The sequence below is a fragment of the Wolbachia endosymbiont (group A) of Barypeithes pellucidus genome (assembly GCF_964030885.1).
GTDB lineage: Bacteria > Pseudomonadota > Alphaproteobacteria > Rickettsiales > Anaplasmataceae > Wolbachia.
The window spans coordinates 918,566-942,339 of the sequence record NZ_OZ034985.1 but is presented as its reverse complement, the minus strand read 5'-3'; the positions used below and the strand labels follow the sequence as shown (position 1 = coordinate 942,339).

At 34.9% G+C, this 23,774-nt stretch carries 20 protein-coding genes, 2 other RNA genes and 2 pseudogenes; 14 read left to right on the top strand and 10 right to left on the bottom strand.

What is annotated here, in order from left to right; all coding sequences use genetic code 11:
• Positions 1 to 571: 571 nt before the first annotated feature.
• Both ACQH1X_RS04850 and ACQH1X_RS04845 read right to left on the bottom strand, forming a co-directional pair.
• Positions 572 to 1,861, bottom strand: a complete 1,290-nt coding sequence (locus ACQH1X_RS04850; RefSeq protein ID WP_425385859.1) for a bifunctional folylpolyglutamate synthase/dihydrofolate synthase — start codon at positions 1,859 to 1,861, stop codon at positions 572 to 574.
• Positions 1,836 to 2,441: an MlaC/ttg2D family ABC transporter substrate-binding protein gene (locus ACQH1X_RS04845; protein ID WP_425385858.1), complete on the bottom strand. Its 606-nt coding sequence runs from the start codon at positions 2,439 to 2,441 to the stop codon at positions 1,836 to 1,838. Before ACQH1X_RS04845 ends, ACQH1X_RS04850 begins: the two co-directional genes overlap by 26 nt.
• A 109-nt stretch (positions 2,442 to 2,550) precedes the next feature.
• Between ACQH1X_RS04845 and ssrS the strand changes: the two genes are divergently transcribed.
• From ssrS to ACQH1X_RS04830, 3 genes are all read left to right on the top strand, one after another.
• Positions 2,551 to 2,712, top strand: a non-coding RNA gene (gene ssrS / locus ACQH1X_RS04840) — 6S RNA.
• Positions 2,713 to 2,731: 19 nt separating this feature from the next.
• On the top strand, positions 2,732 to 3,193 hold the full coding sequence (locus ACQH1X_RS04835; RefSeq protein ID WP_425385857.1) for a type II toxin-antitoxin system RatA family toxin: 462 nt from the start codon (positions 2,732 to 2,734) through the stop codon (positions 3,191 to 3,193).
• A 53-nt stretch (positions 3,194 to 3,246) separates the two neighbouring features.
• Positions 3,247 to 3,933, top strand: a complete 687-nt coding sequence (locus tag ACQH1X_RS04830; RefSeq protein ID WP_425385856.1) for a DsbA family protein — start codon at positions 3,247 to 3,249, stop codon at positions 3,931 to 3,933.
• A gap of 29 nt (positions 3,934 to 3,962) precedes the next feature.
• Here the strand turns inward: ACQH1X_RS04830 and ACQH1X_RS04825 are convergent, their stop codons facing one another.
• Positions 3,963 to 4,241, bottom strand: a complete 279-nt coding sequence (locus ACQH1X_RS04825; RefSeq protein ID WP_250295262.1) for a DUF2671 domain-containing protein — start codon at positions 4,239 to 4,241, stop codon at positions 3,963 to 3,965.
• Positions 4,242 to 4,499: 258 nt separating this feature from the next.
• On the opposite strand from ACQH1X_RS04825, the gene ACQH1X_RS04820 reads away from it, so the two are divergent.
• Positions 4,500 to 5,147 carry an O-methyltransferase gene (locus tag ACQH1X_RS04820; protein ID WP_265034547.1) on the top strand — a complete coding sequence of 216 codons (648 nt, stop codon included), beginning with the start codon at positions 4,500 to 4,502 and terminating at the stop codon, positions 5,145 to 5,147.
• 1 nt (position 5,148) lies between these two features.
• Here the strand turns inward: ACQH1X_RS04820 and ACQH1X_RS04815 are convergent, their stop codons facing one another.
• Entirely contained in the window at positions 5,149 to 5,802 is a 654-nt protein-coding gene (locus ACQH1X_RS04815) for a glutathione S-transferase family protein (RefSeq protein ID WP_425385855.1), read from the bottom strand.
• Positions 5,799 to 6,200, bottom strand: coding sequence for a WPE palindromic element domain-containing protein (locus ACQH1X_RS04810; protein ID WP_425385854.1), 402 nt, complete (start codon positions 6,198 to 6,200; stop codon positions 5,799 to 5,801). The genes ACQH1X_RS04815 and ACQH1X_RS04810 overlap by 4 nt, the downstream gene beginning before the upstream one ends.
• 58 nt (positions 6,201 to 6,258) lie before the next feature.
• On the opposite strand from ACQH1X_RS04810, the gene ffs reads away from it, so the two are divergent.
• The 4 genes from ffs to ACQH1X_RS04790 all read left to right on the top strand — a co-directional run bounded on the left by ffs (position 6,259) and on the right by ACQH1X_RS04790 (position 9,377).
• An RNA gene (gene ffs / locus ACQH1X_RS04805) (signal recognition particle sRNA small type) lies at positions 6,259 to 6,358 on the top strand.
• 15 nt (positions 6,359 to 6,373) lie between these two features.
• The gene (gene dnaX, locus ACQH1X_RS04800; RefSeq protein WP_425385853.1) at positions 6,374 to 7,975 is read left to right on the top strand and encodes a DNA polymerase III subunit gamma/tau; all 1,602 of its coding nucleotides are present in this window, start codon (positions 6,374 to 6,376) and stop codon (positions 7,973 to 7,975) included.
• A gap of 21 nt (positions 7,976 to 7,996) precedes the next feature.
• Positions 7,997 to 8,311 (top strand): YbaB/EbfC family nucleoid-associated protein, encoded by a 315-nt coding sequence (locus tag ACQH1X_RS04795; protein ID WP_064125278.1) that lies wholly within the window; start codon positions 7,997 to 7,999, stop codon positions 8,309 to 8,311.
• 373 nt (positions 8,312 to 8,684) lie between these two features.
• A complete protein-coding gene (locus ACQH1X_RS04790) occupies positions 8,685 to 9,377 on the top strand; it encodes an acyloxyacyl hydrolase (RefSeq protein ID WP_425385852.1) in 693 nt (230 codons plus the stop codon).
• Positions 9,378 to 9,486: 109 nt separating this feature from the next.
• Here the strand turns inward: ACQH1X_RS04790 and ACQH1X_RS04785 are convergent, their stop codons facing one another.
• Positions 9,487 to 10,443, bottom strand: coding sequence for an IS5 family transposase (locus ACQH1X_RS04785; protein WP_264735368.1), 957 nt, complete (start codon positions 10,441 to 10,443; stop codon positions 9,487 to 9,489).
• A gap of 153 nt (positions 10,444 to 10,596) precedes the next feature.
• Between ACQH1X_RS04785 and ACQH1X_RS04780 the strand changes: the two genes are divergently transcribed.
• The gene (locus ACQH1X_RS04780; protein WP_425385836.1) at positions 10,597 to 10,725 is read left to right on the top strand and encodes a hypothetical protein; all 129 of its coding nucleotides are present in this window, start codon (positions 10,597 to 10,599) and stop codon (positions 10,723 to 10,725) included.
• A gap of 181 nt (positions 10,726 to 10,906) precedes the next feature.
• Here ACQH1X_RS04780 and ACQH1X_RS04775 read toward each other — a convergent pair whose 3' ends face one another.
• The gene (locus ACQH1X_RS04775; protein WP_425385829.1) at positions 10,907 to 11,929 is read right to left on the bottom strand and encodes an IS110 family transposase; all 1,023 of its coding nucleotides are present in this window, start codon (positions 11,927 to 11,929) and stop codon (positions 10,907 to 10,909) included.
• Between the two features lie 223 nt (positions 11,930 to 12,152).
• Here ACQH1X_RS04775 and ACQH1X_RS04770 point away from each other — a divergent pair.
• Positions 12,153 to 12,698, top strand: a pseudogene (locus tag ACQH1X_RS04770) (IS256-like element ISWpi15 family transposase); the annotation flags it as partial.
• 33 nt (positions 12,699 to 12,731) lie between these two features.
• On the opposite strand, the pseudogene ACQH1X_RS04765 reads toward ACQH1X_RS04770, so the two are convergent.
• A pseudogene (locus ACQH1X_RS04765) lies at positions 12,732 to 13,532 on the bottom strand (IS110 family transposase); the annotation flags it as partial.
• A gap of 367 nt (positions 13,533 to 13,899) precedes the next feature.
• Here ACQH1X_RS04765 and aspS point away from each other — a divergent pair.
• Positions 13,900 to 15,702, top strand: a complete 1,803-nt coding sequence (gene aspS / locus ACQH1X_RS04760; RefSeq protein ID WP_425385851.1) for an aspartate--tRNA ligase — start codon at positions 13,900 to 13,902, stop codon at positions 15,700 to 15,702.
• 52 nt (positions 15,703 to 15,754) lie between these two features.
• Positions 15,755 to 17,017 (top strand): MFS transporter, encoded by a 1,263-nt coding sequence (locus ACQH1X_RS04755; protein WP_425386672.1) that lies wholly within the window; start codon positions 15,755 to 15,757, stop codon positions 17,015 to 17,017.
• A gap of 7 nt (positions 17,018 to 17,024) precedes the next feature.
• Here ACQH1X_RS04755 and ACQH1X_RS04750 read toward each other — a convergent pair whose 3' ends face one another.
• Positions 17,025 to 17,948, bottom strand: a complete 924-nt coding sequence (locus ACQH1X_RS04750; protein WP_425386671.1) for an RluA family pseudouridine synthase — start codon at positions 17,946 to 17,948, stop codon at positions 17,025 to 17,027.
• Positions 17,949 to 18,174: 226 nt separating this feature from the next.
• Between ACQH1X_RS04750 and ACQH1X_RS04745 the strand changes: the two genes are divergently transcribed.
• A complete protein-coding gene (locus tag ACQH1X_RS04745; RefSeq protein ID WP_425385850.1) occupies positions 18,175 to 19,470 on the top strand; it encodes a Na+/H+ antiporter NhaC family protein in 1,296 nt (431 codons plus the stop codon).
• Positions 19,471 to 20,348: 878 nt separating this feature from the next.
• Positions 20,349 to 22,064 (top strand): ABC transporter ATP-binding protein, encoded by a 1,716-nt coding sequence (locus tag ACQH1X_RS04740; RefSeq protein ID WP_425385849.1) that lies wholly within the window; start codon positions 20,349 to 20,351, stop codon positions 22,062 to 22,064.
• 627 nt (positions 22,065 to 22,691) lie between these two features.
• Here the strand turns inward: ACQH1X_RS04740 and ACQH1X_RS04735 are convergent.
• Positions 22,692 to 23,642, bottom strand: a complete 951-nt coding sequence (locus ACQH1X_RS04735; protein ID WP_425385848.1) for an IS481 family transposase — start codon at positions 23,640 to 23,642, stop codon at positions 22,692 to 22,694.
• Positions 23,643 to 23,774: the final 132 nt, after the last annotated feature.

The window sequence follows — 23,774 nt, the reverse complement described above, 5'->3', positions numbered from 1 at the left end:
TGGGATGACAGCTACCCTGACAACCGTCATCCCGCTGCTTGTTAGCCGGTATCTAGAGATACCGTGACGGTATGACGGTTTGCGGCGGTATAGTAACTCGTCATCCCGCTGCTTGTTAGCGGCTAAGAGATACCGCGGCGGTATGACGGTGTAGATGATGGTTAAGTATCCCGCTACGTGTTAGTGCCGCGGCGGTATGACGGTTCGCGGCGGCATGACGATAACCTTGTCATCCCAGTGCTCGACACTGGGATCCAGTTTTCCATATAATCTCATCGAAAATGTTGTAACCACTGTCTGTGCTAGTTTGCTTGCCCACAAGCAAACTTTCCTGGATCCCAGTGTCTGGGCACTGGGATGACAAAAAAGAGGCTACTTGGATGACACCCTGACGATCGTCATCCCGCTACTTGTTAACGGCTAAGAGATACCACGAATGAATCGCGGTATGACGAGGGAGAACAGTTGATATTTTGTTACGTGTTAGCGGCTAAGAGATACCGCGAATGAATCGCGGTATGACGGTTCGCAGCGGTATGACGCGTTGCTTGGGTCAGCTATATCATTAAAGTTAGTTATTCTCCATACTCAAATCTCTGGCTAGAAATAACGAGCCACAGATCAGTATGGTTTTGACGTTTTGGATAGAGGCTTTTAATATGTGATTTGATATTGCATCGCCAATTGATTCACATTCAACTGCCTTTATTTCTATGTTATTGGCTTTTTCCCTAATCAAATTTGTATTTGTTGCTTTAGGTTCAGACTTAACACAAACCGCACATAGTAGTTTGATATATGGTTTTAAGTGTTCTAAGAACTCTTCTACATTTCTGTTACGAGTAACACCAAAAATTATATAGACACCTTCAGCAAAGTTATCTCTTACCCACTGAGATAGCACTCTAGCACCATCATTATTGTGCGCACCATCTAAAAATAATTGCCAATCTTTTGGTAATAAAGAAATTAAATTGCCCTCTTTTATACGCTCCAGTCGTGCAGGCCAATAGGTATGCTGTAAACCTGAAGTGATATCCTCTTCTCCAATGTCAAATCCATATTTTCCACTCAAAATGCTACATGCTGCAATGGCGCTTCCTGCATTGATTATTTGGTGATCACCCTTTAAAGACGGCAAAGGAAATTCTATTGATTGAATAGCTGATTGAAAAACCATTTTGTTGTTCTTTTTTTTGCAATTCCATTCAAAGCCTCCTCTATATAAAGGAGATTTCTTATTTATTGCATGGAATTCTAGTGTATTCATTATAGACTTTTTTTGTGGTGCTATTACACAAGGAATATTAGGTTTCATTATTCCAGCTTTTTCACCTGCTATGGTTTCTACAGTAGGGCCAAGATATTCTGTATGATCAAGTGCAATGGAAGTAATGATTGTTAAAATCGGATTATCTATAACATTTGTTGCATCAAGCCTTCCACCCATACCTACTTCAACTAAAGTTATATCGGCTTTATGACGAGAAAAAGCTAAAAAAGCTGCAACTATTGCAGCTTCAAACAGAGTGATAGGTTGTTCTGCAATTACGGCACGGCATTCTTCTAACAAGCTATATAATTCATTATCGTCGATATAACTGCCTGCAATAACTATTCTTTCATTAAAATTCACCAAATGTGGAGAAGTGTATGCGTGTACCTTATACCCTGCTGCTTGCATTATATATCTTATAAATGCTAGTGTTGAGCCTTTCCCATTAGTTCCAGCTATATGAATTGCGGGAGGCATTTTTTTCTCGGGGTTATCTAGTTTGCTAAGAAAGCCTTTTATGCGATCAAGAGAAAAATCATTCGGCCTGCTACCAAGTGGCTTAGGCCAATGAGGCATATAGATCATTATTGCACCTTAATTCATCTATAACGCTCGCTATACCATGCGTATCAATCTTCTCACTAAATTGAGAACGTTGATTAATAGCAATACTTATTCCACTCATTACAACATCACTTATCAAGAAAGAACTGTTATTTTTAGTAACTTTAAAATCAATATTTGTAAATTCTTCATCGCCATAAGAGAACCTTGTACCAATTAAGCAAGTTTCATCGTCAACTGCTTTTGTACTCATTATGATCATTTCACTATCATGCATGTATTTATATAAAATTTTAACGCACAAACGCGTAAGATACACTTCATACTCTCTTAAAAAATCTTCTTTTTCTTTTTGTTTAACTAAAGCCCAATGTTTCCCTATAACGAATTGCGATATTCCTTTGAGGTTAACATTATTCTGAATGACCTCCTGAAGCTTTTCGTGTACATGCTCTAGGTTTTTTCTATTTCCTTTTGTAGATATACCATCCACTTGTTGCTTCATAGTATGCACAAAAATTTTGTGATCTGTACAATTAGTATAAGCACTTGAAGAAATTACAATAAAAACAATAATGATTAAAACTTTAGTAATGTTCATAAGATAAACTATAATACTTAAAATGCAAAATTTAATAAAGATTAAATAATAATCGCTGACTTTAATATACCTATAGACATGCCCTGTGTAAATCATCTATAATTCAAGTGGGGGTCTGTGCTATGCGTTATGAGTTAAGTTAAATTTCCCGAGCGATAATTTCTAGAGAAGGGAATTGCCTCTGCTGGTTTCGTTGAAACTAATATGCGATGCCCACTTTCACTTCAGGTCTCAGGAATCTACTAAGGCTGACGGTAGATACGGATCCTTTTTTGATTGGTACTAAATTTATGCTTCATCAATACAGAGAACAAGGTACCTTCCTATGTTTGCCTAATGAAGTATTCCAAATTGTAATTGATGTTGAAAGGTATCCTGATTTTGTTCCTTGGTGCAAAGCCGTTTATATAAAAGAAAAAATTAACAACCAAATGGTTGTGGATCTCCTCGCAGCTTTTCATGGAATTAAAGGAAGGTACACATCAGAAGTTACTTCTCTTTCTCCAAGTGGAACAAATGAAAGTTGGATAAAAGCTGTATCATCAAATGGAATATTTAAACATCTATACAATGAATGGCAATTCATTCCCATAGATGAAAATAAAACCATGGTAAAGTTTTATATAGAGTTTAAGTTTAAGTCCAACTCATTTTCCACTTTATTAAACTCAGTATATAAATATACACAAAGTAAAATAATTGCTGCATTTAAAGATAGGGCTGAAAGCCTTGCTAAACAAAAGTTATCTTGACATTATTAATATAAATATGTAAATTTTTTAGTAAGTTAAGTGTTTGTATTGTAATGATTTTTAGACTATTGTTTTTACTAATTCTTATGAGTGTTGATTCTTATGCAGTTGTTAACCAACATATTCAAAAAGAAACTAATGAAATAACATCAAAGGAGTTACTATCACTATTACCTGATGATAAATTATTAGGAGATCCAAAAGCACCAATTCTAATGATAGAATATGCTTCATTAACTTGCTATCACTGCTCTCTTTTTCATAAGAATGTTTTTCCTAAAATTAAAGAGAAATATATAGATACAGGTAAGATGTTATATATATTTCGTCATTTTCCTTTGGATTACAGAGGGCTAAAGGCTGCAATGCTAAGTCATTGCTACAAAAAACAAGAAGACTACTTTAATTTTAACAAAGCTGTTTTTAACTCAATAGATTCGTGGAATTACTCCAATTTGAGTGATTTGACTTTACTACAAAGAATTGCTGCACTAAGCAACTTAAAGCAAGATGCATTTAACCAATGCATTAATGATAAGAAAATGATGGATAAAATCATAAATGATAAATCACTGGCAATTAATAAACTTGGTATCACAGCCACTCCAATATTTTTCATCAAGCTCAACGATGGTAAGTCATATATAGAGCATAATAAAGTTAAACATGAAGGGTATAAAGAGCTGAAATACTTCACTAACGTAATAGATGAATTATATGGAAAAGCTATAGTGAAGTAATACCACTGTAGCTTACCATATAAAAGACTCTATGCTGAGTCATTGTTTTTCACTACTGTTTGTTGTTTTTTACGCTCAAACTCTCTTTTTTTACTGTGCCAAGTGTAGTAATACATAGCGATTTTATTCTCTATTAATATTATTGTCCCATCATAAAACTGAACCATATCCATAACTTTTTTCTGAGCTTCATTAAAACGTTCTTTATACTTTTCACGATAAGCTGGATTATGTAGTAACATAACCCCTTCATTCTTGTTAGATTTTTTGTTTAACGTTTCAACTTCACCAGCAATAGTATAAGACATATAACCCCCTCTAATTGATTATAAAAATTATATTTTAAAAAGAAAAATGCGCATAAACAATCCCTTTAATTCTAGCATAATAATCGATTGTTTATTATACTAGTTAACTATAGTACAATATATAATAATTCTTGTCACTTAAAATTTTATACTATGAAATAATAACTTAAAATAAATGTTTTTATTATTTTAAACTATATTATTATATTTATAAATTGTGTATGAATTAAGCCTCTCTAATTTATAATATAAAACGTAATGCGTAATAATCCTAGTACAAAATTGTCATACATAAGAAATCTATTTGCAAAAGAATATAAAACAATAGAAGAATATTGTATTCTTGAAAAAAAGCAACATATTCAGATTGGCCCTGAAGAAGGAAAGCTATTAAGTTTATTTATAAAAATCCATAAAATCAAAAGTATTGTTGAGATTGGCACGTTATACGGTTATTCGTCGATTTGTATGGCAAAAGCTCTACTGAAAGACGGTCATATATATACAATAGAAAATAATCCTCAACACTCAAGAATAGCAAAAAAAAATTTTAGTGCTTTTAATCTAAGTGATAAAATTACTCTAATAGAAGGCGATGCACTGGAAAAAATTAATGAATTATCAGCAAAGGCACCATTTGACATGATATTTATCGATGCTGACAAAAGCAGTTATCCTAAGTATTTAGATTGGGCAGAGTCATACATTAAACGAGATGGGCTAATTGTTGCAGATAACACTCTACTGTTTAACACAGTATTTTTAGAATCGCCTCCAAAAGAAGTATCAGAAAAATCATGGCATGCTATGAGGGAGTTTAATAATAGATTATCAGATGAAAAGAAATATTTCTCTATATTGATTCCAACTGATGAAGGAATGACTGTAGCTTTAAAGCTAACATAAGTTAAAAATCAAGGTCAGCATAATGTTTAGGAGGGGTTAACCCGGAAACTCTCTCTAATAATATTTCGCGAAAACAAGGCCTTGATTTAACAATGGAGTACCATTCTTTTAAAATTTTACTTTTTTCCCATGGAAAACTATTTACGTAGTCTATTACAGAAATATGCGACGCTAAAGTAATATCAGCCAAAGTGAACTTATCAGTTGCAAGCCAAACGTTCTTGTTAATTAAGTGTTCGATGTATTCCATATGGCAAGGCAGGTTATGCTGAGCTGCATGAAGAAATCTAGAGTCAGGGCTGCGGTTAGTAATTACTTTTTCATTCATAATATACTTAGTAACTTCATTGTAAAATTTGTTATCGAACCAATTGATTAGAGCGCGTATTTTAGACTTAATAATAGTGGATGAACCAAGTAATTTGACGTCGCTATTGTAAGTCTCTTCTATATATTCACAAATGGCATTACTATCCACTATTACAAAGTTATTATCTATTAATACTGGTACTTGCCCGGTTGGATTGATCTCCATAAATTCATTCCGCTTTTCCCATGGATTTTCATACACTAGATCGCAGCCTAATTTTTTTTCTTTCAAAAGCACTCTAACTTTTCGTGAAAACGGACAAAGAGGAAAATGATATAAAATCATAATATTCCTCTTTTGTTATCCCAATATCCTTTTTTTGTTACTCTATGGCTTGACCTACAACTGTACGAACTTTCTTTGTAGTCCACAGAAGTTTGCGTAGCAGGTGGTGTCATGCAAGTAGCTGACACTGGAATCCAGTTCTTGTTATACAATTGCCTAGGGCGCTCATTTACAGTTAAGTTTTCTGGATCCAAGTAGTCAAGCACTGGGATGACATCCTTTTCGGTAAAAATTGCTCTTATATCACAACATTCATACAGCTGTATGCCTAGGCACTGGGATGACATAAATAAGCGCTGAAATGACATAAATAAACATTGTAGTGACAATCTTGTAGTGACTTGCATGACAACTAACTTTTTGTTTACTTCAAAATAGCACTGTAAAAAATTTAACATATCAAATTATAGAGCTAATATAGGATATACCTTGCTAAATAAAAAAAAAAGTATAATATTTTATAAGGTATGCAGGCAAAAACTCTGTAATTTGGTCAGATCAGAAATGAAGCAGCCATATCAGAACCTTTTTGGGTTGCATACCTATTTCATTATTTGTTTTATTCGAGGCTATGAACATAGCATTAAAACATCGTCCTAGTAGCTTTAAAGATCTAGTAGGTCAAGATATATTAGTGCGTGTATTAGAAAATGCTTTTACTTTAAACAAAATTCCACAATCTATACTGCTCTCTGGTAGTAGTGGAGTTGGTAAAACCACCACTGCAAGGATAATAGCTTTATGTTTGAATTGTTCCCTGGGGCCAATTTTTGAACCTTGCGGATCATGTGAAAACTGTCTAGCAATAAAAAATTCAAGCCATCCAGATGTAATTGAAATCGATGCAGCAAGTCACACTAGCATTGACGATGTTAAAGTAATCCTGGGAGATATTTGCTATTCACCTATAAGCTCTAAATTCAAAGTCTACATTATAGATGAAGTACACATGTTATCCAGCAGTGCATTTAACGCATTACTTAAAACCCTAGAAGAGCCACCATCTAGTGTAAAATTCATTTTAGCAACTACAGAAATAAAAAAGATACCAATAACTATTATTGCACGTTGTCAAAGATTTGATTTACACAACATTCCTGTAGCTAAAATAGTAGAACGTTTAAATGATGTTGCACAAAAAGAGAGTTATTCCATTGAAAAGGGAGCATTAGAGTTAATTGCACGACATTCTGGAAATTCAATGCGTAACGCCTTGTTTTTGATGAATCAAGCAGTGCTATATAGCAAAGATGGTGCAATATCCACTAAAAATGTGATAGACATACTTGGCCTAGTGGATAAAGATATTATATTCGATCTATTAGGGGCAATATTAGAAGGTGATTTGCAGAAAGCTCTATCAGTGTTTGACAAGGCGATAAAAACAGCAAACCCACTTAGTATTTTTGAAGGTCTATTGCAAACAATTCAGTTAGTATGCCGTTTTTTGATTACAAAAGAAATTGATAATGCAGTTACAGAGTATGAAAAGAACAGGATAAAAGATTTAAGTATAAAGAAGTCTTTAATATTTTTTTCGAGATTGTGGAAGGTGTTGCTTAAAGGTATTCAAGATATAAAAACTTCAACATGCAACGATGTTGCTGCTGAAATGATGCTAATTAGTCTTTGCTATCTCTCTGATCTACCTTCTCCAGAACAGGTGATCAAAAAAGTTCTTTCACAGAATGCAGAGCAAGGAAATAGACAGGGCAGACCTGTTGCACCTTCCCCCTCTGTCATCCAAGTAGCTGACTACTCGGATCCAAAAAAATATGTGGAAAGTAAACAACAACCCCACTCTGTCATCCCAGTGCGTGACACTGGGATCCATGTGGAAAATAAACAACAAAATTACGATTTTGATAAGATTTTGCAACTATTAAGGCGGAGTAACCAAATTTATCTTTACAAACAACTGTGTAATAATCTACAATTAATAGATTGTAAACCTGGATATTTAAAATTAAAAGCTGTATCTAAGTTGGATAGTAATTTTTGCAATGATTTAAAAAATTACTTAAACCAGGTGACTCAGCAGGAGTGGGTTATTACAGTTGATACGGGTTATATAAACAGGGAAGTGAGTAATTTAAATTATGCACCTGCAGTTAAGGATATACTTGATACATTTAAAGGTGCAAAAGTAGTTAATATAGAAAATAAGGAGTAAGTTGTGGATTTTAGTCAAATAATGAAACAAGCGCAAGAGATGCAAAAAAAGCTTGCAGAAGCTCAAGAAAAATATGTTGGGAAAGAGTTTCAAGGTATTTCTGGTGGTGGCAAAGTTTCTGTATTAGTGGAAGTCATAAAAATAGGTAGCTATAAAGCTAAAAAGGTGAACATAGACTTAGAGCTTATGAGAAATGAGGAAAAAGATATAGTAGAGGATTTAGTAACAGCAGCGTTTAATGATGCCGTTAAAAAAGCAGAAGAAGATATGGCGAATGCAACTTCTGATCTTGCAGGCATGATGGGTTTACCACCTGGATTTAAGCTTCCTTTTTGAATTTACTACTGAAGTTTCTTTTAGCGTAAGTATTTCTTTTCTAATATTTCCAACGCTAGTACTTCTTCATATAATGCGCCTATAGCTAGCACAGCCCTACATTATACCGCGATTCATTCGCGGTATAGATCCCGCTAACAAGCAGCGGGATGACGAGGTCTTTCGATAGTAAATCTTACCTGTGTTAGCTATACCAAAAAATCAAGAGTAAAAAAGTCGTGTAACTCTATTTATTCATTAATAAAATCTTTGTCTTTTCCTAAAAATTAGTTAAAATGTAGAATATTTTGTGTTATTAAGTTAGCACTTGACTTAACTTTAGTTGTTACTTAGACTGCTAAAGTGGAATTTTAATTTTTTTACGAGGACAATTATGCATTATAAAAAGTTTTTTTCAGCAGCCGCTTTAGCAACGTTGCTAAGTTTATCAAACTCTGCTTTTTCAGATCCTGTTGGTCCAATAAGTGATGAAGAAACTAGCTACTACGTTCGTTTGCAATACAACGGTGAAATTTTACCTCTTTTCACAAAAGTTGATGGTATTACCTATAAGAAAGACAATAATGATTACAGTCCATTAAAAGCGTCTTTTATAGCTGGTGGTGGTGCATTTGGTTACAAAATGGACGACATCAGGGTTGATGTTGAAGGGGTTTATTCGCAACTAAGCAAAAATAATGTTACAGGTGCAGCATTTAACCCAGATACTGTTGCAGATAGTTTAACAGCAATTTCAGGACTAGTTAACGTTTATTACGATATAGCAATTGAAGATATGCCTATCACTCCATATATTGGTGTTGGTGTTGGTGCAGCGTATATTAGCACTCCTTTGAAAGAAGCTGTGAATGATCAAAAAAGTAAATTTGGTTTTGCTGGTCAAGTAAAAGCTGGTGTTAGTTATGATGTAACTCCAGAAATCAAACTTTATGCTGGAGCTCGTTATTTCGGTTCTTTTGGTGCTCATTTTGATAAAGATGATGTTGCAGCAAGCAAAGACAAAGGGGAACTCAAAGTTCTTTACAGCACTGTTGGTGCAGAAGCTGGAGTAGCGTTTAATTTCTAGTCTATCTCAGTCTTGTTATCCCAGTGGGTTTTTTCTTGTCATTCAAGTAGCATGACACTGGGATGGCTTTGTTGCATAGCACCTTAAGCAGTGATGGTTTACGACAAATTTATGTAATGATTTCAAATTTAGCCATACCAATATCAGTGAATTTGTTGAGCAAATAGCACTTAATTAGTAATTCTTTTTCACGATTTACTTCAGATTTATTCCTAAAGCTAAATCCAAATACTTGCTTCAACCTTGAGAAAAATCCTTCTATGTAAGATCTCTTTCCATAAATCGCTTCCTTTTTCCACTCTTTTACACCATCTTGTCCATATAATTTTATTAACCTAATAGCAGCATTTCTGTCAGACATATAATCTATTTTTGAATGTTCTGCTGCATCCTTTTTTGGTAGAACTTTTGTCTTTATATCGTATTTCTTACACAATTTATAAAGTTTGTGCCTATCGTATGCCCTATCTGCATATAATGCTTTTATTTTGTGCTGAAAATTAACTTCTTCAAGCAAATCGCAAGCTCCATAGTGGTCAGAGTAGACGCCATTACTGTATCTTGCAGCTATAGCTTTTTTACTATTCACACTTAACATAACATGTAACTTTCTTACTTGCTCGTAGCTTCGGTACTTTCTATCTGCACTGTTTTCCTTACTGTGGCCAGGAGTGTTACTGTAAATGCTGATACTTGTGCTATCTATGATAATTTCAATATTTTCCATGTTGCTTTTATCAACCCTGCAATCATTTATCTTAATATTAAGTTTTTTAAACCTTCTTGATGCTTGTGAATAGCTGATAACTGCCAAATTTTTTCCTATTTGTTGCAGATATCCTTTTATAAACCCCACCGTTTGTCTTAAACCAATTCTAAAAAGATTGACAATTATATGCACCAAAATTACGACTTTATCACTGTAAATATAGTTGCCGCCCTGCATTTTTGGACTATTTTCATACCAATTTTCGATAGCTTCATCGATGTAACGAAAAATATTTCCCCTTTTTTCAAGGAATTTGTTATATTCGTTTTGGTTACTGACTTTCATTTTCTGTGGCATATTTTTTCTTCAACAGTTAAATGGTTATTTATAATGAATTTTGTCAGTAGCTACCAGATTTTTTCGGTTGCTATGCAACAAAGCCATTCCAGTGTCAGCTACTTTCATGACATCATCATAAAGTAAAATGAGATCCCAGTGTCAGCTACTCGGATGACAGGAGATACCGTCTCGCCAGTCAACAAGAAAATTACAAAAATTGAATCTAAATTGCCTAAGTTATATTGTGAAATCAAAAAATACTGCCAATTCCCGTCCTGTGTAGCGGTATACAGATTGTAGTTGTATTAAACAAGAGCCTGATATTAGTTTTGACTACCTCAATTCTTCTGTCAGTTAATTCTTGTCTGTCAGATTAAATCTTGTCTTTTACACTTATCAACATATACACTAACCAACTACATTCAATAAATTTGTGTAAGATACCATTTTACATAAGATAGAATGGAAGCATTTTTCGATTTTAAATTACTAAAGCTTCAGTCAATCTCCTAGTCCTGTAGCTTTTGATATGGTCAGGATTAAAAGCCTTTTTTGATTTTAAAATACCAAAAACAATATGAAGCAACTTACGCATTGCAGCACCAACAATGGCCATATTATGCTTGCCTTTTTCTTTTAATCTCTTGCAAAAAGTCATAATAATAGGATTGTGATTTTTAGCTACTATAGCAGGAAAATACATGGCCTTACGTAGTGTTCGTGAACCTGATTTACTTAATCTGGGCTTGGCATATACAGATGAACCTGATGTTATATTTCGTGGTATAGTTCCAGCGTATGCTGCCAATTGTCTGGCATTTATAAAAGCCTTTGTGTCAGGAATTTCAGCTAAAATAGCTATTGCTGATTCCTCTCCTATTCCTGGAATAGTCAATAAGAGTTGAAAGTTTTCCAACAACTCTTTGTGCTGTTTTAATAGTTCACGTATGGAGTTTTTTATTGTTTCTATTGATTGTTCTATGTTCACTGCAAGGTTTTCCCAAGCATTTGCAACTTCTTCAGGCAGTCTCTCCTTCTTTTCTAAATGATTATTTACGAATGTTAATCCATCTTTTAACGCAACCGAGCAACGATAAAGATGTTTTAATTTTTTCATTTCAGGAGAAGGTGGTGTCCAACGAGTAGGTTCCTGTCTTTGGCAATAATCAGCAATAATTTCTGCATCGGTCTGATCATTCTTTTGTCTTACAAGCTTACTCCTCGCATAAGATTTAATACAATAAGGATTTACAACACTTACAAAATGTCCAGCATTGTGTAGAAATTCAGCCAAAGCTTCACTATAACAACCGGTAGCTTCCATACAAGCTTTCACTTGCTCTACGTTATGTTTTTGTAGAAAGCTCTGCAGACCTTGAAACCCATTATCATCGTTCTTAAAGCTTCTTTTCCTAGTTTCACGTTTTCCTTTTTTACTTATAAATGAGAGAAAAACATCAAAGCGATCTTTTGATACATCTATTCCCAGAAAGTTGTTGATCATATATAACCCCATACGTTACTATTTAAAATGAAAAGTAAGGCTAACCTTGTGAATACAGAATTAGAACCATTTAGGTTTTTCTACGATACCGTCCAGCCTATACTTTTGAGAAGGGAATTCTTATCTCCTCTACAGATTTTATATCTAAGAAGAAGCACAGAGTTCCTCCCTTCTCCACCTAATGCTTAAGCTTAAAACATTAGATGCTTTTGACAAGATACAAGTAGAAGATATCCTTATTGCCTGCGTTGATGGGCTAAAAAGCTTTCCTGCAGCTATAAACAGTGTCTTTCCTAATGCGGAAGTGCAGATGTGTATAGTGCATCAGATACGCAACTCACTGAAGTATGTGGCCAGTAAAGATGCGAAGAGTTTTTTGAGCGATTTAAAGAAGGTATATCAAGCTTCAAGCAAGGAAATTGCCGAGAATTATCTGTTGGAATTGGATGAAAAATGGGGCACAAAGTACCCTATGGTTATAAAATCTTGGCAGAATAATTGGGAAAACTTGTCTGGTTATTTTAAGTATTCTGGTCCAGTTAGGAGGATAATCTACACCACCAATCCCATAGAGGGGCTACATAGGCAAATTAGGAAATTCACTAAGACCAAAGGCTCATTTACCAGCATAAATGCCTTGTATAAGCAGGTATATTGTGCTATAAAGAAGGCAGAGGAAAAGTGGACGATGCCTGTACATGATTGGGCATTAACTATCTCTCAACTTGATGTTTTCTTTCCTGGCAGATTGAAAATTGAGTCGAACTAAAAATGCGGTTTGACACAGTTTATTTAACACTCCCTTCTGTGCACTGAGAATACACATATGTAAAACCGTCCTAACTTGTGATCTACCGCCCTGAATACGTCTCTTTCCCTTACTAAAACCACTGTCTCGATTAAAAGGTGCAAGTCCTGCAAGGCTAGATATTTGCTTTTCTTGAAGGGTTCCAAGTTCGGGCAAATAGCAAATCAAAGTAATGGCTGTGATTTTGCTTACACCTGGTATACTAGTTATTGATATGTATTTTCTTTTAAGCTCTTGATTTTGATCGATAAATGTAATCATCTCATCTTCTAAAGTTTTAATTTGATTACGTAAAATTGCAAGAAGCTCCTCTATTTGTTTGATTATAGATGTATCCGTTACCTGTTGGATTTGGGTTTTTTGTATTTTTGCTATTTCTACAAGTTGGTTTCTACGAGATAATTTTTGTTTCAAGCAATCAATATTACCATTATCAACTGTTAAAGGAGTAACACGCATATCTGTGTTATTGATATAACGTGAAATGATACTGCAGTCTATTTTATCAGTTTTTGTAGTAATACCAAGGCTTTTAGCATAGTCTCTCACCCACCTTGGTTGAATGATGTACACCTCAAAACCATTGCTTAGTAAAGTATAGGCACATAATTTTTCGTATCCACCAGTTGCCTCAAGACCAACTTTGGTTACATTATGCAAACGTAAAAAGTCCAGTATTTCATCAATGGATTGTACATTGTTTTCAAATATTTTATAATGCTCAAGTGGGTGAATGTGGATATCTAATTTACCTTTGCTAACATCAATGCCAGCAATAATGTTTGATGAATTCATAATTCCTCCATAATAATAACATATACTGCATTTTCCAGCCTTATATACGAGCCTAAAAGCTCAATCAGTTGTTCGGAACTTTCAGTATAATAAACAGAGAAGAGAACCTTGCTCCACCGCGGTCCTTATGACCAAGAAGATATACGGTTCCTCTTCTCTATACATCTTTATATTACTACTTCTTAATACTTATAAAGACTTAATTTCAACATATAAGAAGATATGCTGTTTTGATTTGTGTGAAAATTATTGTTGACTTATGTGCAATTAGAGAACCTGAATTACTTTAGCTATACCCGAATGAATGGGCTTGTATGCAGTAAGGTTTATTTCTATACTTCTTAAAGAATTTAGAAGTGAAACAAATATGAACTGCTATAAAACTCACACGTGCAATGAATTAAGGAAGAATGACGTAGAAAAGGAAGTTACCCTCTCTGGATGGTTATACCGTAAGCGCGACCATGGTAACCTAATCTTTGTTGATTTAAGAGACTTCTATGGAATCACTCAACTAGTATTTAATAATGACAAAGACTTTTTTGATGAGATATCAAATTTAAAATTGGAGAGTGTAATTACTGTTACAGGAATAGTTGAAGCTAGAACTGAAGATACGATAAACACCTCTATCGCAACCGGGGAAATTGAGGTTGTAGTTAGCAATTTGCACGTTGAATCGGAAGTCGAGTTCCACCGTGATGAAGAAATAGCGAAAGAAGAGAGAAGTATATTAGCGAGCATTGCTGGCGAACAAGAATACCCAGAAAATATGAGATTTAAATATCGGTTTCTTGATTTAAGGCGTGAAAAAGCCCGCAACAATATTATTCTGCGCTCACAAATTATTGCAGAACTCCGCAAGCTCATGATAGAGCAAGGGTTTTTGGAAATTCAGACTCCAATACTTACTGCTTCATCTCCTGAAGGTGCACGTGATTATTTGGTGCCAAGCAGACTAAATCCTGGTAAATTCTATGCATTGCCGCAAGCTCCACAGATTTTTAAGCAATTGCTTATGGTTTCAGGGTTTGATAAATATTTTCAAATTGCACCGTGTTTCCGTGACGAAGACGCAAGGGCTGACCGTTCTCCGGGAGAGTTTTATCAGCTAGACCTTGAAATGTCTTTTGTGACTCAAGAAGATATCTTTCAGATTATTGAGTCTACTTTATATAAAGTATTCGCCAAATTTTCTCGTAAGTCTGTCGATAAAGATTTTCCACGTATTACATACAGAGAGGCAATGCTCAAATATGGTTCTGATAAGCCAGATCTGCGCAATCCACTATTAATCAGCGATGTTACAGAAATTTTCCGTGATTCAGAGTTCAATATTTTCAAAAGCAATGTTGAGCGTGGTATGGTAGTGAGAGCTATCCCTGCACCTAAAACAGCAGAGGAACCACGCAGCTTCTTTGATAAAAAAATGGAACATGCGCAAAAAGAATTCGGTGCTAAGGGTCTTGGATATATAACGTTTTATAAAGATGGTACTGCGAAAGGCCCAATTGCTAAATTTCTTGATGACAATAGGCTAAACCACATAAGAGAAATAACGAATGTAAAGCCTGGAGATAGTGTGTTTTTTGCTTCTGACAAAGAGAATGAGGCAGCAACAATTGCAGGAAAAGTGCGCACTCTTTTAGGGTCAGAATTAGGTCTTATAGATGATAATATCTTCAAGTTTTGTTGGATCATTGATTTTCCATATTTTGTGTATGACGATAAAAGCAAAAAAATTGATTTCTTTCATAATCCGTTTTCTATGCTACACGGCGGCTTGAAGGATTTAGAGGAAAAGAATCCACTCGATATCCTTGCTTACCAATATGATCTTGTTTGCAATGGAATAGAGTTGTCAAGTGGAGCAATTCGCAATAACAAACTGGACATCATGTATAAGGCCTTTGCCATTGCAGGTTATAGCCGGAGAGAAGTTGATACAAAATTCGGTGCACTTGTGCGTGCATTCAGATTTGGAGTACCACCTCACGGCGGAATAGCACCAGGGGTTGACAGAATGGTTATGCTGCTTGCTGATGAGCCAAATATTCGTGAAGTAATCTGTTTTCCTATGAACCAGCAAGGTGAAGATGTTCTAATGGGCGCCCCTTCCAAAGTGGACAATAAACATTTACGTGAACTGTCTTTGCAGGTCATTGAATGAAAAATTTTATAGCGAAGCAAATAGCATATTACATTATGGCAAATTGAAAATCATGAATAATATCCAAAAGGCAATACTATCAAGCATAATCTGCAATATGATTATATGGTATGAAGTAACTCTGTTTGGAGTTTTAACACATATAATAAGCAACGTTTTTTTTCCTTCAGAAAGTAATTATTTAAGCACAATCAAATTTCTCGGTACCTTTGCAGTTGGCTTTGGATTTAGGCCACTTGGTGCATTTATTTTTGGCTACATTGGAGATAAATCCGGTAGAAGGAAAGTTTTACTTACTTCAGTGATATTAGTTTCAATACCATCTACTGTAATTGGAGTTATACCTGGGTATAAAGAAATAGGAATATTTTCTTCTATACTACTTCTATTGTGTAGAATCATGCAAGGAATGGCAGCGGGTGGAGAAACAAGTATCAACTCAGCCTTTTTAATAGAGCATTCAAGCGATAAAAAAAATCTAGGATTTCTGGGAAGCATGAAGCCTTTTAGCGGCGCTCTTGGTTCTCTTACATGCTTTGTAATGATAGCTGTTTGCAAAAAGTTTACAGGTGAAAATTATGAAATTTGGGGCTGGAGATTGCCTTTCTATTTCTGTTTCATTATGGGCATAATAGGTTTTTTAACAAGATATATAATGGAAGAGAGCTTAGCATATAAAGTGCACGATCAAAATAAAAGCTTATCTAATTCTCCATTTTTAGAGTTAATCAGGAACTATAAAAAAGCATTTGTGATAGCAATTGGACTTGGTATCGCTCAAAATGCAATCGTTTATTCAGCAATCATGTTTTACAACATATCTGTAAAAGAACTTATTCTCTCAGGCATCAATATCAAAAATGTAGTAAGGATTATAGTTGAAATTACATTTGGAGCGTCTGCAGTGCTGTTTGCAATACTGTCTGATAAAGTTGGAAGAAAAAATGTAATGATTCCTACATTAGTAGCTCTAGCTTGCGCCGGTTTGCCGGCACTTTCGCTATTATCATATGATAACCACTATATTGTAACGCTCACTTTTCTATTGATAAGCGTACCGATAGGTGCATCTTTTGGAATATATAATTCTCTTGTCTGCGAGTTATTTCCAACGAAAGTTAGGTGCACGGGCTTTAGCCTCGCAAATAACATATCTGCAGGAATTTTTGGCGGCCTTTCTCCATCTGTATGCATATGGCTTATAGAAAAAACCGAAACAAAACTTGCAGCAGGCATTTATCTTACTGCCTGCGCATTAATTAGCCTAATATCTGTGCTTCAAATCAAAGCCAAAGACAGAAAAGTTGATTGGTGAAATCGCTTCAGTCAAAAAATAGCACTTCAATAGATTTTTCGATGTGCTTAGGGATAGGAGAGGTAATAGTGATTTCTTTATTGTTTGGCAATTTTAAAGATAAAGAATGCGAATGAAGGTGAATCTGATTTGCTACTTCATCAATAAAAGCTTTTTTACCACCGTATTTACCGTCACCAAGAATAGGGCAATTTATATGAGCTAAATGTGCACGTAACTGATGGGTTCTGCCGGTAATTGGTTGTAATTTTAAATAAGCAACATTGTGTTTGGATTTTGCTATAATTGAAAAATGCGTAATGGCATTTTGAGGTGAATTTTCATCAACAACTACCTTTTCTTGACCAGAAATATATTTTTTCGCCAATGGATAGTCTATTGTTCCACTATCCTTGCTCGGTATGCCGGAAGTCAATGCTAAATAAATTTTTTTTACTCTTCGTCCTTTAAATTCTTCCATAAGGTATCTGGCAACATTAGCATTGCGTGCGAATATTATCACTCCACTCGTATCTCTATCTAGCCTATGGACAATTTTAAATGTTTCTCCCTCTCTTATTTGGTCAAGCAAATCACTAATGCTAATCTTTACTTTTACGCCACCTTGAACGATGACCCCTGCGGGTTTGTTTATAGCTAGTATATATTCGTCTTCATATAATATGTTCTCTCTTAGTAGATTCACTAACTTTTCATTATATTTGCGATCAGAATTAGCGTTCTCAATATAATTCAAGTGCTTCAGCGTTATAGTTTGCCCAGAATTTACTCTATCACTGGACTTTGCTTTGCAATCATCAACTTTGATTAGCCCTTTCCTTAAAGATTTTTCAATTACAGATTGCTTTAGATCAGGAAAAATTCTTCTGATGTACCTATCTAGTCTAACGTTATCGTCTTCTACTAATATGGTTTTTATACCCTCCATTATTGATATATTTTATTTGAATATATCCAAGTAGTCAAGCTACTTGCATGACATCTTATAGTTGGTGAAACTGTGTTGATCCTATCATCAAGCAATAGGCTACATGTGCTATTTATTTAGTAGATTAAATATGAAGTTTAAAACTCTGCCATTAACTTTAGAATTAGTGAAACCAGGCTTGCTTAAAACCACTTAATTAGTTATAGTCGTAAGTTTGAGGTACAGTAAAATGACAGCTTTTGTCCCTTTGATTATTTTTTTAATCTTGTACCTTGGAAGTGGTGCTTATTTTTCTTTTATCGGAACTGATAATCCACTTCATCAGGTTTCACCAGTAATATGCTTGTTACCAGCGCTATTTTTTGCTGTCTCACGTGGTACAAATAAAATTCAACATAACATAGATACTGTTATCAAGGGCATGGGTGACAAAAATACCCTTACTATGTGCTTGATTTTTCTATTTTCCGGAGCATTTTCTGCGGTTACTCAATCAATTGGTAGCGCAGACACTGTTGCTAATTTAATTCTTAATTTCCTTCCAGCACGATTACTACTGCCTGGAGTATTTTTGGCTTCTGCTTTTATTTCAACTGCAATTGGCACATCTATGGGAGTTGTTGCGCTGATGGTACCTATAGCTGTTAATCTGGCAAAAAGTGGAGCTTTTGGTCTTGAAATAGGAACTGCAACTGTAGTAGGTGGTGCTGTATTTGGCGATAACCTTTCGATGATATCTGATACCACCATTGCATCTGTTTCTTCACAGGGGGCTTCAGCAAAAGATAAACTTAAAATAAACTCTAAGGTTGCATTTACTGCAGGTATTATAACACTCACCTATCTGGTAGTGATTTCAAGTAGTACAAAAATTATTTCTATATCAAATTTAGATTATTATTCTATAATAAAAATTATTCCTTACATTTCTTTAATAATCATGGGGCTGCTTGAAGTCACCACTTTAGTAACAATAACTGTAAACATAATTATTGCTGGTGTGCTAGGAATAACTTTTTTTGACTATGCTATCATTCAATTTCCTCATGACGTGTATGACGGTTTCAAAAAAGTAAACGAAATAGTGATATTTGCTCTATTTATCGGTGGGTTGAGCCATATAATGTACAAACAAGGTCAAAAAGCGTTGCATAAACTTATCGATGAAAGCAATATCACAAAAACTAAAGCTGAATTTGTGATAGCAGGAATTGCGTCTATGTTTACTACCTTAGTTGCCAATAATACCATTGCTATTTTACTAAGTGGTGGCATTGCAAAAAGGCTTGCACAAAAACACAGTATTGCGCCACATCGCAGCGCATACTTATTAGATGTTTTTGCTTGTGCTACAAAAGGCATCTTACCTTATGGTTCTCAACTATTGCTGGCAGGTAGCATCGCCTTTGTATCACCTGTTTCTTTATTAACACAGGTATATTACTGCTTTATTTTAGCAGCAGTTACAATAGGCGAAATAATCATCAACAGCAGAAAAGAGAAACATCGTGCGGCTGCAACTTAGAGTTTCTCTTTTTTTTACCCATAAGGAACGGAATTACTTGACAAACTCCGCCAGCCCTTTTATCATGAAACTGAAGGTATTCAGTTATCTTCATCTGTGCAGATTAAACAGCAAAAAAAACAACGTACTTGGCGTCTTATTTTTAATTTTTCGCACTATGTGCACCTTATGTCTTCACAATATTTCTAGGTTTTTACCTATATAAGCTGAAACGCGCTTATAAGTCGTTTAAGACAGTATAGTACGCCAATTTGCAGGATTAGAGAGTGACAACTAGCTAACACGGGATTTCTTTGCCTTTTTTTCTGCTTAGTAAATTTCTTAAACATTTAAACAAAAGTGAGTTGCATTTAAAAGCAGCTAAATTGCAGTGTTTAAGACTTAAAAAACGCCAATACTGAAAGTAGACAATGACTAGGGCTTCTTTTGCCTTTTTTTTCGTTTGGTAAATTTCTTAATGTTTGTAGCTAAAAGAGCCCAAGAGAGGTGTCATTCCAGTGCCCCTGTGATGTCATTCCAGTGCTTGACACTGGAATCCAGTTTTCCATATAATCTCATCGAAAACGTTGTAACCACTTTCTATGCTAGTTTGCTTGTAAACAAGCAAACTTTCCTGGATCCCAGTGTCTGGGCACTGGGATGACAGCTAGCCTGACAATCGTCATCCCGCTGCTTGTTAGCTGATGAGATACCGCGGCGGTATGACGGTTCGCGGTGGCATGACGATAAGCTCGTCATCCCGCTGCTTGTTAGCGGCTAAAAGATACTGCGGCGGTATGACGGTTCGTGGCGGCATGACGTTAGCTATTGTGCTACACCTTTCCCCTTTCCCCTGAAACTAAAATCTATATACTTAACTTTAGAAACTTCAAAATACGATGCGATCTAATATTAGAGAGTTATTTTGCTATATAAAGCCTAATCTATCTTATTTCATCATAGCTTTTATTGCAGTTTTATTTTCAGCCTTAACGATCCTCCTCTTTGGCAGAGGCTTAAGCAATATAATTGATTCTGGTACAGAGCACGATTTTACTACCAAACTATTAGTTGCAACACTTATAGTTTTAGCCATTTCTCTCACTGCATTTACTCGGTTATATTTCATTGGCATTGGCAGCGAGAAAGTTATCGCAAGAATCAGATATGACTTATATAGCAGTATCACTGACTTGCAACCAAGTTTCTTTGAGAATACGGGCGTACAAGATGTTATCTCAGCACTCATTACTGATACCTCTGTGCTGCAATCAATAATAAACAGCAGCCTACTCACCATATTGCGAAATTTTGTAATATTAATTGGCAGTGTTGCCATGTTATTATATACAAATCTGCACCTAACTGCGTATGCAGCCGCAATAGTACCTATACTACTCATTATTATGACCTCATTTGGAAAAAAAGTGCGTAGCTATGCACGCTTTGCCCAGGATAAATTAAGTGAGCTTGCATCACTTAGTGAGGAAAATTTTCGATCTATAGTGACTATCAAATCGTTTGTACTCGAAGAAAATGAAAAAACCCGTTTTAAGGAGCATTTAAACTCAGTATCAAAATCATACGTAAAATTAGTACTCTTGCGTGCTATTCTAGTAACTCTAGTTATCACGTGTGTGATAGGTTCACTAGTTGTTTTGCTCTTTTTTGGTATTAAAGAAGTCTTAAGTAATAATATAACTATTGGAAAACTCTCCTCATTTGTGTTTTATTCAGCGCTTGCAGCAGGAGCTATAAATAATTTTAGCGATAATATCAGTGATTTACAACGAGGTCTTGGAATAGTAGAGCGTTTATTTGAATTTAAAAATATGAAAAGCTCTATAGCAGATGCCGATGATCCTATAAAAACTTGTAGTGTTCAAAAGGGAATTTCGTTTAATGGCGTGACATTTTTTTATGAATCTCAGTCTGATAAGCCAGCGTTAAATAACGTATCATTTTCTATAAAGGCAGGTCAAGTAGTATCAATTGTTGGACCATCTGGCAGTGGTAAAAGCACCATTTTAAAACTTCTGCTCCGTTTTCATGATCCAAGCAGAGGCAGCATTACTATCGATGGGCACAATATTAAGTCAATTGCGCTAAATGACCTCAGATCGTTGTTTGGCTTAGTGCCACAAGATAACATAATATTCTCTTGCTCAATAATGGAAAATATACTATATGGCAAACCTGGTGCTGAATATGAAGAAGTGAAGCAAGCAGCTATCAGCGCTTATGCGATGGAATTTATTGATAAGCTGCCTGATAAATTTGATACATTTGTAGGAAAAAGAGGATTAAAACTTTCTGAAGGGCAAAAACAACGTATTATAATAGCAAGAGCCATACTCAAAAACCCTCAGGTTTTAATACTGGATGAAGCAACCTCTGCCCTTGATTATAAAAGTGAGAACCTCGTGCAAAAAGCATTAAGCAAGTTAATGCAAAACAGAACAACGATCGTAATTACACACAGACTATCAACTGCACTTAAAACTGACAAGATTATAGTAATTAATCATGGGAAAGTAGAGGAAGTAGGAACTCATGACTCTCTAATGAGTAAAGACGGGCTATATGCAAAACTGGCGAAGATACAGTGGAATTGAAAGAAAATTTACATCACATCGTTAGTTGATATGCTAGATTTATAATTAAATTATTAAATTTTTAATCATTTTAACTTATAATAATCTCATAGTATTTTTTAGAGGATTATTATGACCCATAATTTTTTCATCTTCATGCACTCCTGTAGATACAGCTTGCATAACGGTAAACTTATGGGCAGCTGTGAAAACAATTCTTCATGTGTGATTCATGTGTAGAAGTAATAAACTCTTCTGTGTTAGATTTAAAAGAGGTTAAAACCTATTTTTCTGTCCATCAGTACCAGAGGGTGCTGTTGATATTATATCAAAGTGATGAAGTGTGTACATTGTCAGTACACACTTTCACTTTATGGTTAATTTTTTAATAATTTCATTTACCAATGGAGGTACTTTATGCTAGTAAAAAATCTTTCTTGTCCGAATCAGGAAAATACAAATTATATGTATCGGTTGCCATTTAATACGTGCTGTGCCAGTGATACATTAGGAATTAATTTTATTATAGATCCATGTGATGATACTGCCAATAGGAGTAAGGTGATCTATAATAAATGTGGTAAAGATCTTAAGTGCGAAATTGATGATGAGACTAAGAATGAATTGAAGAAAAATATTAAGGGTGAACTAGGTGTATGGTCCCAGAGTGTAATGGTGTGGATTTAGTATAAATAATTCTGGAGACTGTGTCCACTGATAACATATAAATTCATAAGGAGTAAGACCCTTAAGAGTTTTGAGTCTCTTTGCATAATTATAAGCCATAACAAAGTTATAAAGGTGTTCTTTAAGTTGCTGGTGCGATTGATAGTAATACTTCTTAACTGTAGCATCCTTTAAAGTTTTATTCATACGCTCAACTTGCCCATTTGTCCAAGGATGGCTAACTTTTGTCAAACGATGTTCAATAACATTCTCTTCGCAAACTCTATTAAATATGTGTTGGAAAGCATACTTATGACGCTTCTGGTTTGTAAATTGTATACCGTTATCTGTCAAAATAGTATGGATTTTATACGGTAAAATTCTAATCAAATTACGTAAGAACTCAGCAGCTATGGGTTTTGTAGCACTGTTACGCAACTCAACATAGGTAAATTTGGATGTCCTATCAATAGCAACAAACAAATGTAATTTGCCCTCCTCAGTTCTAACTTCAGCAATATCAATATGAAAGTAACCGATAGGATATTGTTTGAATTTCTTTTTTGACTTAACTTCTCCATCAACAGTTGGTAATCTGCTAATGTTGTGTCTTTGTAAACAACGATGCAAGCTAGAGCGAGTCAAATGCGGAATTGTAGACTGCAGAGCGTAAAGGCAATCATCTAGTGGCAGTAGTGTATACTTGCGAAATGTAACTATTATAGCTTCCTCTTCTAGCGTTAAAACAGTCGATCTTGGATGCTTTGGACCCATATCAGCATCTTTCGTAAATGAACGTTTTCTCCACTTAATAATAGTTTTTGGATTAAGGTTATAATGCTTGGAGAGTTTTGCTATGCTCTCTTTTCTATTTTGTATTGCTCTACGAATCGTCTGTGTTGTTTTGGCGCACCCATGTAATATTTGTCCCATAACTCCTCCTTTGATGGTATTTTTTTCTCATATTTTATCATACCATCACACTCTAGGACTGTACAACTAGGCTCTGTGGACAAAAAATATGAAAAGAGAGAAAAAGATGGTAGTTTAGCTTAATAGGTAAAA

What these genes read in the sequence shown, in the direction of transcription:
- ACQH1X_RS04785 (WP_264735368.1), bottom strand. Translation starts at nt 10,443, where the DNA reads ATGCCACAGAAAATGAAAGTCAGTAACCAAAACGAATATAACAAATTC.
- ACQH1X_RS04780 (WP_425385836.1), top strand. Translation starts at nt 10,597, where the DNA reads ATGACAGGAGATACCGTCTCGCCAGTCAACAAGAAAATTACAAAAATT.
- ACQH1X_RS04845 (WP_425385858.1), bottom strand. Translation starts at nt 2,441, where the DNA reads ATGAACATTACTAAAGTTTTAATCATTATTGTTTTTATTGTAATTTCT.
- aspS (WP_425385851.1), top strand. Translation starts at nt 13,900, where the DNA reads ATGAACTGCTATAAAACTCACACGTGCAATGAATTAAGGAAGAATGAC.
- ACQH1X_RS04790 (WP_425385852.1), top strand. Translation starts at nt 8,685, where the DNA reads ATGCATTATAAAAAGTTTTTTTCAGCAGCCGCTTTAGCAACGTTGCTA.
- ACQH1X_RS04820 (WP_265034547.1), top strand. Translation starts at nt 4,500, where the DNA reads ATGCGTAATAATCCTAGTACAAAATTGTCATACATAAGAAATCTATTT.
- dnaX (WP_425385853.1), top strand. Translation starts at nt 6,374, where the DNA reads ATGAACATAGCATTAAAACATCGTCCTAGTAGCTTTAAAGATCTAGTA.
- ACQH1X_RS04745 (WP_425385850.1), top strand. Translation starts at nt 18,175, where the DNA reads ATGACAGCTTTTGTCCCTTTGATTATTTTTTTAATCTTGTACCTTGGA.
- ACQH1X_RS04815 (WP_425385855.1), bottom strand. Translation starts at nt 5,802, where the DNA reads ATGATTTTATATCATTTTCCTCTTTGTCCGTTTTCACGAAAAGTTAGA.
- ACQH1X_RS04810 (WP_425385854.1), bottom strand. Translation starts at nt 6,200, where the DNA reads ATGTTAAATTTTTTACAGTGCTATTTTGAAGTAAACAAAAAGTTAGTT.
- ACQH1X_RS04795 (WP_064125278.1), top strand. Translation starts at nt 7,997, where the DNA reads ATGAAACAAGCGCAAGAGATGCAAAAAAAGCTTGCAGAAGCTCAAGAA.
- ACQH1X_RS04830 (WP_425385856.1), top strand. Translation starts at nt 3,247, where the DNA reads ATGATTTTTAGACTATTGTTTTTACTAATTCTTATGAGTGTTGATTCT.
- ACQH1X_RS04835 (WP_425385857.1), top strand. Translation starts at nt 2,732, where the DNA reads ATGCTTCATCAATACAGAGAACAAGGTACCTTCCTATGTTTGCCTAAT.
- ACQH1X_RS04825 (WP_250295262.1), bottom strand. Translation starts at nt 4,241, where the DNA reads ATGTCTTATACTATTGCTGGTGAAGTTGAAACGTTAAACAAAAAATCT.
- ACQH1X_RS04735 (WP_425385848.1), bottom strand. Translation starts at nt 23,642, where the DNA reads ATGGGACAAATATTACATGGGTGCGCCAAAACAACACAGACGATTCGT.
- ACQH1X_RS04740 (WP_425385849.1), top strand. Translation starts at nt 20,349, where the DNA reads ATGCGATCTAATATTAGAGAGTTATTTTGCTATATAAAGCCTAATCTA.
- ACQH1X_RS04755 (WP_425386672.1), top strand. Translation starts at nt 15,755, where the DNA reads ATGAATAATATCCAAAAGGCAATACTATCAAGCATAATCTGCAATATG.
- ACQH1X_RS04775 (WP_425385829.1), bottom strand. Translation starts at nt 11,929, where the DNA reads ATGATCAACAACTTTCTGGGAATAGATGTATCAAAAGATCGCTTTGAT.
- ACQH1X_RS04850 (WP_425385859.1), bottom strand. Translation starts at nt 1,861, where the DNA reads ATGATCTATATGCCTCATTGGCCTAAGCCACTTGGTAGCAGGCCGAAT.